At 67.0% G+C, this 12,014-nt stretch carries 9 protein-coding genes and 1 pseudogene; 4 read left to right on the top strand and 6 right to left on the bottom strand.

Annotated elements, in window-relative coordinates; all coding sequences use genetic code 11:
- Positions 1-121: 121 nt before the first annotated feature.
- From ACWCPY_RS42090 to ACWCPY_RS42100, 3 genes are read right to left on the bottom strand one after another with little or no spacing between them, the layout of a single operon-like run.
- The gene (locus tag ACWCPY_RS42090; RefSeq protein ID WP_451274325.1) at positions 122-1,963 is read right to left on the bottom strand and encodes an NAD(P)/FAD-dependent oxidoreductase; all 1,842 of its coding nucleotides are present in this window, start codon (positions 1,961-1,963) and stop codon (positions 122-124) included.
- A 46-nt stretch (positions 1,964-2,009) separates the two neighbouring features.
- Complete coding sequence (locus tag ACWCPY_RS42095; protein WP_451274327.1) at positions 2,010-2,564, bottom strand: hypothetical protein; 555 nt, start codon at positions 2,562-2,564, stop codon at positions 2,010-2,012.
- Positions 2,565-2,597: 33 nt separating this feature from the next.
- Positions 2,598-2,900, bottom strand: a complete 303-nt coding sequence (locus ACWCPY_RS42100) for a hypothetical protein (RefSeq protein WP_451274329.1) — start codon at positions 2,898-2,900, stop codon at positions 2,598-2,600.
- A gap of 507 nt (positions 2,901-3,407) precedes the next feature.
- Between ACWCPY_RS42100 and ACWCPY_RS42105 the strand changes: the two genes are divergently transcribed.
- From ACWCPY_RS42105 to ACWCPY_RS42115, 3 genes and pseudogenes are all read left to right on the top strand, one after another.
- A complete protein-coding gene (locus tag ACWCPY_RS42105; protein ID WP_451274331.1) occupies positions 3,408-3,809 on the top strand; it encodes a hypothetical protein in 402 nt (133 codons plus the stop codon).
- Between the two features lie 1,216 nt (positions 3,810-5,025).
- Positions 5,026-5,169: pseudogene (locus ACWCPY_RS42110) on the top strand (DUF721 domain-containing protein); the annotation flags it as partial.
- Between the two features lie 151 nt (positions 5,170-5,320).
- Positions 5,321-5,659, top strand: a complete 339-nt coding sequence (locus ACWCPY_RS42115; protein ID WP_451274333.1) for a hypothetical protein — start codon at positions 5,321-5,323, stop codon at positions 5,657-5,659.
- A gap of 650 nt (positions 5,660-6,309) precedes the next feature.
- On the opposite strand, the gene ACWCPY_RS42120 is transcribed toward ACWCPY_RS42115, so the two are convergent.
- Entirely contained in the window at positions 6,310-6,744 is a 435-nt protein-coding gene (locus tag ACWCPY_RS42120; protein ID WP_451274335.1) for a DUF6300 family protein, read from the bottom strand.
- A complete protein-coding gene (gene dnaE, locus ACWCPY_RS42125; protein WP_451274337.1) occupies positions 6,741-10,331 on the bottom strand; it encodes a DNA polymerase III subunit alpha in 3,591 nt (1,196 codons plus the stop codon). Before dnaE ends, ACWCPY_RS42120 begins: the two co-directional genes overlap by 4 nt.
- 228 nt (positions 10,332-10,559) lie before the next feature.
- Between dnaE and ACWCPY_RS42130 the strand changes: the two genes are divergently transcribed.
- A protein-coding gene (locus ACWCPY_RS42130; protein WP_451274339.1) for an IS5 family transposase occupies positions 10,560-11,377 on the top strand; the annotation gives its coding sequence in 2 pieces (ribosomal slippage) (positions 10,560-10,908 and positions 10,908-11,377; 819 coding nt in all).
- A 26-nt stretch (positions 11,378-11,403) separates the two neighbouring features.
- Here the strand turns inward: ACWCPY_RS42130 and ACWCPY_RS42135 are convergent.
- The coding region (locus tag ACWCPY_RS42135) for an ISAzo13-like element transposase-related protein (RefSeq protein ID WP_451274341.1) at positions 11,404-12,014 on the bottom strand (611 nt) is incomplete at its 5' end.

The raw sequence follows: 12,014 nt of genomic DNA on the forward strand, positions 1-12,014 counted from the left end.
ACTTACGGACCACGACCCGGACCTCGGCTTCTCCCATGGGCGGGAGGCTACTGGCGGCCGGGCAAACCCGGCGAACCTACGCGGTCACAGCACTAGGTAGTGGCGGCGCCGTCCCGAGCTGTCACGCGGGGAACCGCTCCGGGCGGAAGTCCGCAAGCATCTGGTCGCTCTTCCCGCTGAGGATCTCCGAGGCAAGTAGCCGGCCGATGAGCGGCCCGAGTGTGATGCCGCTGTGGGAAACGGCCTCGTAGTAGCCCGGTAGGCACGGCACTGCCCCCACCGAGGGGAATCCGTCGGCTGGGATAGGTCGGTTGGAGACCCGTGTCTGGGTGATGCGGGAGTCGCCTAGCTCGGGAACGACATGCCGTGCCAGTTCGCGGAGCAGCCGTGCGAGTTCCGATGGATGTTCGCCAGCGTCGATGCGCGCGTCGATTTCGCGGCTGTGGAGGGCTACCGAGCCGTCTCCGTCGGGACGGATCTCGATCTGAGGTGCGTGCATGGGGCGGTGAACCGGGACCCGTTCACAGCTGATCCGCGTGACGGCTCCGGGTTCCCTGCACATCGGCAGGTGCCGTGCGACGAGCCCGGCGACATGGGAAGCGCTGGGGCCTGCTGCGTTTACGACGATGTCGACGTCCAGACAGCTCCCGTCGGACAGAGCGACTGTTCGGACACTCCCGTCGGCACGGGTGCCGATGTCACGGACCGCAGTTTCGGACCGGAGCTCGGCACCGGATGCGACGGCCTGGCCAACTAGGCGGCCGACGAGATGGCGGCCGTGCACCCAGGCTTCGTCGGGATAGAACAGGACTGGAACCTCGTCGGGCAAGGTCAGAGCTGGTTCGAAGCGGCGGCGTACCTCGATCCCCGTGAGCGCCTCGACCCGGTAGTCCCAGTCGGCCAGCAGCGCGGCCGTTTCCAGGAGCTTCGCCTCCGTCGCGGGATCGTCTGCCCAGCGCAGATGCCCGCGGGGATACCACCACGAGTCCGGCCCCAAGGTCTCGGCGAGCTCACGGTACGCAGCCATGCTCGCGACATTCAGGTCGAAGTAGGACTTGCGCACGGTCTTATTGCTGGCGTTGACCCACGAGAAAGACCAGTTGGTGACGCCCTCGCCTGGCTTGCCTGCGTCGATGAAGACCACCTTGGCGCCGTGCCGGGACAGGTTCCAGCCCACGCAGGCTCCAAGGATGCCCACTCCGATGACAGCAACACGTTCAGGCCGCTTCACGGATCGCCCCCTATCGTCCACAACCTCGTCCAGTGTCAGCCGCCGGACAGGGCTGTTGTAGTACTTGGGCCCGATGTCGTCGAGGCGGATGCCGGACTTGAGCGGGCTGGCCGCTTGCTCACCACCCCTCTGGGTGCCAGCCGTCTCCCAGCGGTTCACTGACGCTGCGGCAGCCGGGGAAGGGGCACACCTTTCACGTGACGTCAGCGATGGCGCTCGGAGGAGGGCCGTCGCCCGCATCACGATGCTCGCACCCCGATGCTCGGCATTGATCAGGCTGCGACGGTCTCCTCGCGTTCGACCAGGACGCCGTTCTCGAAGCGCGCGTAGTACGGATCCGATCAGCCTCTTGCCCGGCGCGGGCTGGAAGTACATGAAGCCCCAGCCGGGGGCGTCCTCGGGAAGCTTGGCCCGGTATTCCTTCAGCGCGGGCATCCATACCTCCAGGGAGGGCAGGTCCTTGGCCGCGATCCGTACCTCGTAGCCCTTGCGGGGCCGCTGGGAGTGGGCGTTGGCCAGCGGGAACCGGTAGGCCGTCACGATCTCGCACGGCACCTGGAGCACCGCCAGATCCTCGGCGACCTCGTCGGCGTCGGCGTAGAACTCCCCGCAGCCAGCCTCGCGCCAGAACGCCAGCCCGTCACGGTTGAGAACCCCGCTTGAGGTGACGCGGCTGACCATGCGCCGCTGGGCCGCTCTCTGCTCGGCGGTAGCCACGTTCGGCACAGCCATCTCCCTTCCCGTCCCGTGGTGTCCGGGAGGCTGCCCGGACACCGGCTCAACGACCCCCGCCCCGGCCGGTTTCGTTCGGCCCAGCCTCTGGGCGCTTCCACGGCCAGTGGGAGGGGCCATGCTCGGTCAGCGCCGAGCAGATGGCTTTGACCAGCGTCTGCGGGTTCACCGAGTTCACAGCCTTGTTCTGCGTCCACTCCAGTGCGTAGACGAACAGGTCCTGTACATGCTGGGACGCGGCAGCATCGCCGGCTGCCGCGGTGAACAGCGCCTCGAAGGAGGCGGGGTCCTTCGAGGACCACGCCGACATCAGCCGAAGGGTGTGCGCACGGGCGGGTGGCACCCGCTCGTCCAGGCTCTTGGTCTGCTCCTGCGCCTTGGAGGCGAGCTTGCCGGTAGCCCACTCGTTGCCGGTGACCAAAGTGAGCGAGTCGATGAAGGCGGCCGTCGCGCGGGCCATCGACAGCAGGTCGAAGCCGCGCAGGGCGAGCACCGCGTCCAGGCGGGCAGTGGCCTGCTTGAACTCGCCGAGGGCGGCCTCGGCGACGGCCGCCTGCAGGTGGACCTGGGCCAACTGATGGTCGTCAGCCGCGTACTTCACGTCGGGGGTGTCCTCTCGTTAGCGGTGCCTTGCCTACTCGCGAAGTGCCAGTTCTTCCGGCGTCGGCTCGTGCCGAGTGATGTAGGGGCGGCCGCTGTAATCGACGGTCACCGTGTGCCGCAGCACGTCGTCGTCGGCGTCGTAGAAGACGTGCTGGACCTCCAGGCAGGCCCGGTCGGTGGAGATGCCGAAGTCGAGGGCTTCCTGGTCGTTGACCTGCCGGGCCCGCGTGCCGGTGATCACCCGCACTGTGCCGGCAGGGCCGCTCGGCGGCGCCTCGATGCCGCCCAGGCGCCCACGCTCCGGCCCGCTCCGCAGCTCATCCCGTTCCGTCATGGCGGTCACGCTACCGAGCACGCCGCAGCCGTGTGCCGGTTCCGGGGAGACCAGTCAGCGCCCGGCTGAGCTGCCTCAGCCAGCGTCCGGCATGTCAGACGGTTGCCGTCCGGCCCGAGGCCCGCCGAAGAAGGTGTGGGCTGCCGGATTTCGTCGTTCGACCCGTTGCGGGGCGCCCGGCCGGGGAAGATCGGCGTATGAAGGCGAACGGGGACGAGTTGCTGCGCGAACTCGACGAGATCGGCCGACAGCGCACGCAGCACTACGAAGCGGGGCTCCGGCTGACGGCGCGGGCGCGAGAGGCGACAGCACGGGCCCTCGAGGCCGGCACCTCCCCGTTGGAGATCAGCGAACGGACGGGCTCCAGTCCCGCACGGTCGAGAAGTGGGAAACCAGGGTCGAACGTGCCCAGAAGCGTGGCCTGCTGACCGCTCTGCTGGACCGGTGGCGAGGCCTGTCGATAGGCCGCCGCAGTGAAGGGCCGACGGCTGCGCCCCTCGGATCCTGATGGAGCGCGCGCAGGCGCTGATGGCGTACGAGAAGCAGATGCCGGCCCTGCTGGCCGAACCGGAGCGGGTGCGCAGCGAGAAGGTCATTTTCTGGTCCTGGCGGGTCCAGAGCGCGGTGGCGATCGCTCTGATCCTCGCCTTCCGCCTGCTGGGGTACTCGGACGGGTGGTACGCCCTGGTCATGCCGCACCTGGTGGGCACCTTCTACGGCTGGCGGCTCGAAGCGACCGTGAAAAACCATCTCGCCCGCCGCACCGCGTCCATCGCTCTGCACGCGGTGGGGGCGCTGCTCGTCCTGGTCGTCCTGGGCGTCCTGCCGCCCTGGTTCATCGTCGCCTTCCTGATCGGCTGGGCCTTCGTGGGCACAGCCGTCGCGGACGGACAGGAGGCGGAGAAGTGAGCGACGCTCTGGACTCCCAGTTCCGGGACACCGACCGGCGGGTCCGCAACATCGACCTACAGGTAAGCGGTCTCGACAGCCGGCTGGACGACCTGGAGGGCGCACACGAGCGGTTGAAGTCCCGGTTCGGCTACACCGAAGACCTGGACCACGAGCTGCGTTCCCTTCGCGACGACATCTCGTCCCTGGAGACCTCGACCGAGGAGGTCGACGGCCGGGTCGACGAGCTCGATGACCGCGCCGAGGCTGCGGAGCGGACGGTGAAGAGGCTCACCCAGCACGTACGGCTGCTGGAAGGCCAGATCATGGCTGTCGGGAACGTCCCTCCCGTGGACCTGGACACCTTCACCAAGGACCAGCGTGCCCTGGCCGCCACGATGGAGTCCGGGTGGGACGCCGCCGACGTCCTCCTCACCAGCAACCTCCGTACCCACCACCAGAACCGGGTGCAACGCTTCCACGACGCCCAGGCCCGGCATCAGGCGACCCGGGAGGAAGCAGTCGCCCTGGTCGGCACGCTGCTCTCCACCCCCTACAACACCCAGCCCCATGCCAAGGCCGCTACCAAGCTGCGCTCCGTCATCGCGCGCGAGGCGACCGAGCACCAGGGCCTTGCCCGGCAGGCTTCCGAGGCACGCACGTCCACCGCGGCCCTCGCCGCGGACCGGGCGGCCACCGCCGACAAACAGCCGGCCATCGCCGCCGGCCAGCGCGCGGAGCAACGGCTGACCCTGACGCTACGCAGCAAACTGGCCGACGCCGTCAGCAACCGCCTGCTCCTGCCCGCCTGGTTCGCCACCGTCCTCGGCCCGGCCCCACCAGCACGAGACACCGAACGCTGGCTCGAGTGCGCGACCCGCGTCCTGCTCTACCGCCCAGGTCCTCGCCCTCGGCCCCTGCCCCGAAGACGAACACCAACATCAATGGTGGGAGGAACTGACCACCGAGCTCCGCCCCTGGTAACCGCACTTCCAGCAGCGAGGGCGGCCTGGTCGACGGCCGCCTGCAGGTCCGCGCCCGCACCGAGCGGTACGAGGGCGACTGGGATGCTCCCACCAGCCGCGCGGTCCGCAGTGAGGTGGAGGCAGCGTTCGCCCAGGTCAGGGAAGCGGCGAACGGCGGCCGCCAGGACCTCGGCGACGTCGCCGACGACCAGGCCCTCGCGCTGGAGCCGAGCGAGCAGGAGCTTGCCGAGCTGCGCGCCGCCGGCGGAACCGTGCTGGACCGCTGGCCCGACATCGCAGCCGCCGTCGCGCCGCAGCTGCCCGACCACGTGGCTGCCGTCGCCTTCCACCCGGAGACCGGACAGCTGGACCTGCGCCCCGACTCCCCGGCGTACGCCACCCAGCTGAGGCTGATCAGCGCCCGCATCGTCACCGCGGCCAGCGAGTCAGCCGGCACCGGCGCCGTACGCAGCACCCGGGTCCTGGCCGTGGGCGCCGCACCCGCACCCCGGACCGCCCCGCCCATGCCGACCTCTCCGGCCGCACGCGGGCGTCCCGGAGACGCCGGTGAAGACGCGCGAGATGGCGTCGCCCGGCTTCCGCCAGGCGCTCGCCGCCCACCAGGCCGTCACGCCCGCGCAGCGGCTGGATCCCGGGATCACCGAGGCTGTCGAGCGGCAGACCAGGGCGATGCGCGAGCTCAGCCGCAGGGCGTTTCCCGAGACGGAGGTTGCTGTCGACGATGCGCCAGCCCAGATCAACGCTGCCCATCTCCAGCGCCGCCGTGAAGCCGCCGCCACCGAGGCAGCCGCCCTCCGGCGGGCCCGTACGGAGCGGTCCGCCCGCCTGGCGGGAACAGCTTCCCTGCGCCCACAGCAGCCTGCCCGGCTGCGCATCACCGCATGACGGGGCGCGCGGCTCCGGGGAGATGGCCGCAGGCGATCCCATCCTTCGCGTCGTTCTCGCGTTGACCGCGATCCACGCGCTGGGAGCGGAGAAGACCAGGTGCTGGAGGTATGCGGTCGCGAGGACCACACACGCGCTGGTGTGCTACCACACCAGCAGTTCGCGCTCTGCCGCGTGCTTGGGCCGGTGGCTACGCTGCCGGGTATGTCGAAGCATCGTCAGCAGCCCGGTCCGAAGGGGCAGTCGTACGTTGCCGCGCCGGAACTCCCGTCGTACGACCGGCCGCCGGCCTCGGACATCACCATCGTGCGCCGCGACGGCTGCCCCGGGGAGTCCCGCCGCCTCACAGACCAATCGCCCTGTCCTGAGTAGCCCGCGTCAGCAGGCTGTGTCATCCGGGCGCCCGCCCGGGGTCGGTTGTCTCAACGGAAGGAAGCAGTCAGATGCGAGTCTGGATTGAGGACCTGATCGCTCTCGCGGTGGATCCTGAAGAGGACGACGGGCAAGGCGGGAACCCTCCGACCGGTGACAGCGACGACGGCCGCCAGTACATGACCCGGTAGCGCCCTGTAGGACTGTAGCTACGCCAGGGCGTAATCAGCCCGCCTGATGGTGTGCTGACAGGAGCGTTCCCGTCAGCACACCGCTGTCTAGAGTTTCCCGTTACGCCAGCGCTGGAATTCGTCTTCGAGCTGGTGCTGGTCGGCCTGGCGGTCACGCGCGACGGCTACCCAGGCAGTAACGAGGACGTGAAGGGTCTCGAGTTCGGCCGTGGCCAGTGCCTCGTGGAGCACGAGGAATGCCAGGAGCCTGTCCGAGGCTGGCTCGCCGCGATCACAGACCGGGCACAGCACCGCTTCCCGAATACTGTGCACCTCTTCGGCATGGCCTGCGTCAGGCAGCCTTGTGTCGCCGGGCGTGTCAGCTGGTACGGGCCGCAGGTGTGGAGCGGGCCCGCCGGTGCACGGACGGCTCTCATGCCAGGTGTGCGGGAATCGGGCCAGAAGCAGCCCCGGGCCTCCGCACCCTGCACAGTCCGGTGGATCGGCGAGCCGTAGAACGGTTCCGCCGTCCTCATCTCTCACGCCACACCTTGCCAGGCGTCGGCGCCAAATGTGCCCTTGATGTCGGAGGCGATCGAGGTCGGGTCTACCAGGAAGCCCAGCTCGTACAGGACGGTCTTCGCGGGCGTCTGAACTCGCATCCGTACCGGGTTCTCGCCCTTGTGCGCGGCGAGGATGCGCTTCAGCTCGGCAACCGTCGGCTCGTTGATCTTGTGTGCGGGGAAGGACAGAGTGACCGGCGGCCGGCCGCCGGTCTCTGCTGAGGACACGTCCAGTACCTGGATCTCCTGCCCGTAGATACTGACCGCGCCGTCACGGTCGTTGAGGCGTCCCTGGACGGAGACGACGGTGTCGGCGATCAGAGCATGCTGGACCAGGTTGTAGGTGGCCGGGAAGAGAAGGATCTCCATTTCGCCGTCACGGTCCGCGAGGTTGATGATCGCCCAGGCATTTCCCTGTTTGGTCATCCGGCGGTCCACGCTGGTGATGAGGCCGGCGAGCTGAACGATGCCTTCCGTGCGGCCTGAGCCGAGGAGGTCGCTGATCGTGGTGTCCCGATTGCGGGACAGGATGTGCTCGGTGCCGTCCAGCGGGTGCGCAGAAACGTACAGTCCGAGCATGTCGCGCTCTGCGGCCAGCAACTGCTTCCGGGGCCACTCGCTGTCGTCGATGGGGAAGTCCAGGCCAAATGCCGGCTCGTCGCTGTCGCTGCCAAGGTCGCCGAACAGATCGTCCTGACCGATCGCGGCTTGCTTCTTCACCGGGATGATCGCGTCGATGGCGTCTTCGTGTATGGCAGACAGCCCTTTGCGGCTGTGCTGAAGCGAGTCGAAGGCGCCAGCCTTGATCAGTGACTCGACAGCCCGCTTGTTGAGGGCCCCGATGTCAACCTTGTCGATGAAGTCGGCGAAGGAGACGTACTTCCCCTTGGACTTGCGGGAATCGACCAGGGAGTCGATGACGCCTTCGCCGACGTTACGCACCGAGCGGAGCCCGAACCGTACATCGTTGCCGATAGCGGTGAAGTTGGCGACGGACTCGTTGATGTCCGGCTGGAGCACCTGAACGCCCAGTTTCCGGGCGTCGGCCAGGTAGATCGCTGCCTTGTCCTTGTCATCTCCAACCGAGGTGAGGAGCGCGGCCATGTACTCGGCCGGGTAGTTCGCCTTCAGGTAGGCGGTCCAGTACGAGACGAGCCCGTATCCGGCAGTGTGAGACTTGTTGAACGCGTAGCCCGAGAACGGGAGCATGACGTCCCACAGAGCCTTGGTGGACTCCTCGGAATAGCCGTTCTTGTTCATCATGCCGTCGGAGAACTTGTCCCACTCGGCGGCCAGGACCTCGGGTTTCTTCTTGCCCATCGCACGCCGCAGCAGGTCGGCGCCGCCCAGGGTGTACCCAGCGAGCTGCCGGGCGATGGCCATGATCTGCTCCTGGTAGATGAGCAGGTGGAAGGTGTTGCCCAGGATCGGATCCAGGGCTTCCTTCAGTTCCGGATGGATCGGCTCGATCTCCTGCCGCCCGGTCTTACGGTGCGCGTAGTTCGTGTGCGCGTTCGCGGCCATTGGGCCGGGCCGGTAGAGGGCGAGGGCTGCCGCGATGTCCTCGAACCGGGAAGGCTCCATCAGCTTCAGCAGGGTCCTCATGCCGCCGCCGTCGAGCTGGAACACACCGAAGGTATCTCCACTGGCCAGGAGCTGGAAGGTGGTCGCGTCATCCAGCGGGATCTGCTGGGCGCCGTCAGTCGGCATCGTGTCGGTGGTGATGTTGATGCCACGGTTTTCGCGGACGTTCTGCAGCGCATGGTCAATCACGCCCAGATTCCGAAGTCCCAGGAAGTCCATCTTGACCAGCCCCATGTCCTCACAACTGGGGTAGTCAAAGCCTGTGATCTTAACGCCGTCCTTGGCACGCATGTGGAGCGGAATGCGGTCAGTGAGACGTGTCTTCGAAAGAATGACGGCAGCTGCGTGGACACCGGTATTACGAATCAGCCCCTCGACGCCCTTGGCGCCGTCGACGACCTTCTTGACATCCGGCTCGTTCTCGTACAGCGCCCGGATTTCGCCGGCTTCCCCGTAGCGGGGGTGGCTGTCGTCGAAGATTCCGCTGATCGGGATGGACTTGCCCATCACATCCGGCGGCAGAGCCTTCGTGATCCGCTCGCCATGACTGAACGGGTAGCCCAGGAGCCGCGACGTGTCCTTGATCGCGTTCTTTGCTTTGAGTTTGCCGAACGTGTTCACCATGGCGGTGTACTCGTCGCCATATTTGTCGACGACGTAGCGCACCATGCGGTCGCGGTGGCGGTCGTCGAAGTCGAGGTCGACATCCGGCGGGTTGATGCGCTCGGGGTTCAGGAACCGCTCGAAGAGGAGACCGTGCTCCAACGGACACAGTTCGGTGATACGGGTGGCGTACGCGACGATCGAGCCGGTTGCCGACCCACGGCCAGGCCCGACGGGGATCTTCTGGTCACGGGCGTACTGGCAGATATCGGCAACGACGAGGAAGTAGCTTGAGAAGTTCATCGGGCCGATGACCTTCATCTCGGTCTCGAACCGTTCGAGGACCTCGGCCGGGATCGGGTCACCGTAGCGCATGGCGAGGCCCTTGAGGCACTCCTTGCGAAGCCAGGACTCCTGCGTCTCTCCCTCGGGGACACCAGGGAAATTCGGCATCTCGTCGACGTTCTCGAAGACTGATGCGTACGACTCGATGCGTTCCGCAATCAAGAGGGTGTTGTCGCATGCCTCGGGGATCTCGGAAAACAGCTCCCGCATCTGGGCGGCGGTTTTGAGGTAGTAGCCGGTGCCGTTGAATCGGAACCGGTTCGGGTCGGCTTTGTCCTTGCCTACGCCGATGCACAGCAGGTTGTCGTGCGCGTCCGCGTGCTCTTCGAGAACATAGTGCGCGTCGTTGGTGGCCAGCAGCGGGATGCCTAGTTCCTTCGCCAGACGAAGCAGGCCCCCCCGAACGTTGCGCTCCAGGTCCAGGCCGTGGTCCATCAGTTCCAGGAAGTAGTTCTCTTTCCCGAGGATGTCCTGATACTGGGCTGCGATGTCGCGGGCCTCGTCGTACTGGTTCAGACGCAGGCGGGTCTGAATGGCCCCCGAGGGACAGCCAGTCGTTCCGATGATCCCCTCAGAGTGCTCGGAGATCAGCTCCATGTCCATGCGCGGCTTGCCTGCCGGGAATTGGCCTGTGTAGGAGGCCTCTGTCGACATGTAGAAGAGGTTCTGGAGGCCCTTGACGTTCTGCGCCCACATCGTCATGTGGGTGAAACGACCGCCACCGCTGACGTCCTTGGAACCCTCCCCATCGTCCGACATCGCCCGGACACCACCGGGGCCCCAGAACTCCTGCTTACGGTTCCTGCGCGAGGACGGTGCGACATACGCCTCGATCCCGATGATCGGCTTGACACTTTCGAAGCCCTTGGCCACCTGCTGAAACTCGTACGCACCGAACATGTTGCCGTGATCGCTCATGGCGATGGCAGGCATTCCCTGACGCTCTACCTCGGCGAACATCGGCTTGAGCCGCTGGGCGCCATCGAGCATCGAGTATTCGGTGTGATTGTGCAGGTGGACGAAGCTGTCGGTCACCGGGCAGGCACCTCCGCAGACGGGTCGAACGAAGCCTCCACCCTATCCCTCAGAGTGCTCCCCACCGGCTGCTCCAGGGAGCAAGTCACAGGCTGGCTTGGCGAGTCGAGATGTTGTTCAGCAACGCCTGGGTCGTACGGCGTGATGAGGTTCCCCCGAGATAGCCTGGTAGTCCCAGCTCGGACACTAAGACCGTGTCCTATGTGGTGATCGCTCGTTGGGCTGTTCATGGGGCGGGATACGTGGAGTTGGATTGTTCCGGAGGGGCTGTGGGAGATCGCGAAGCCGTTGATCCCGCCGTCAAAGGTGCGCCCGCAGGGCGGCGGGACGCAGGACACGCCTGATGAGACCCTGTTCGCGGCGATCGTCTATGTGCTGGTGAGCGGGTGTGCCTGGCGGGCTCTGCCGCCGTGTTTCGGGGTCTCGAAATCTACTGCCCACCGGCGCTTCGCCATCTGGTCCAGGGCCGGTGTCTGGGGCCGGCTGCACGAGGCGGTGCTCGACCTCATCGAGGAGTGCGGCCTGCTCGACCTGACCCGCGTGGTCCTCGACTCCGCCCACGTACGGGCCAAAAAAGGGGCGAACTCACAGGCCCCAGCCCCGTGGACCGGGGTAAACCGGGTTCCAAGATGCACGTCCTGTCGGACGCGAACGGACTGCCCCTGGTCGTCGGCATCTCCGCCGCCAACACCCACGACAGCCAGGGTCTGAAGCCCATGGTGGCCGGTCTCCAAACGAGACACGACCCCCACCGCGGCTGGAACCTCAAACCCCGCAAGCTCCACGCCGACAAGGCATACGACATCCCTGACCTGCGTAGTTGGCTCCGCGGGAAACGTATCGGCGTCCGCATCGCCCGCAAGGGAATCGAATCCAGCGAACGGCTCGGACGCCGAAGGTGGGTCATCGAACGCACCATGTCCTGGCTGACCGGCTACCGCCGGCTCAACCACCGTTACGAACGCCATCCCCGCAACTACCTGGCCTTTCTCGGACTCGCCGCCGCCCTCTGCTGCTACAAACGACTGGTCCGACTCACCACATAGGACACGGTCTAAGGGCTTGCAGATCATTAACACGTTGTTTTGGTCTTCCCTTCTGGATCGCTGCTCTGGGCGAGGACCCGGGCCTGGAGGGGTGCGAGGGCGGCGGGCGGGGTGGTTGCCGGTTGGATGACGACGCCGTGGGCCTTGAGGAGTTTCCTGACCTTCAGGAGTGTGCGGTGCATGGCTGTGCGGCTGCTGCCGAAGAGCACGGCGAGGGGTTCCGCTGCCAGGGCGAGGTGCAGGTGGAGCACGGTGGCCAGGACTTGGTCGGGGAAGTCGAGCCGGGGCGGGCGGCCGCTCCGGCCGTCCCTGTCCTGGGCCAGTGCCTGCGTGAGGTCGGTCAGTTGCTGCGGGGACAAGCCGGTCAGTGCGGGGTCGGAGGGCAGGGACTCGTCCCACTCCGGCGCTGGTGTCTGCGGGACCCGGGCCGCCGGGATGGCCGGGGCCTGCCGGGGATGCAGGACATAGTTCCAGTCGCTGTGGAAGGCATGCCGGGTCAGCGGCAGAGCCGCCATCTCCGCGTCCCCGATCTGCACTCCGGTCGGGTAGGCGTTGTTGTCGAGTTCGGCATGGACGCGCAGTCCGGTGCGGGTGGTCGTTGCGGAGATGCACTGGACGATGACTTCGTGGCTGGTCA

This window comes from Streptomyces sp. NPDC002403 (assembly GCF_053593015.1).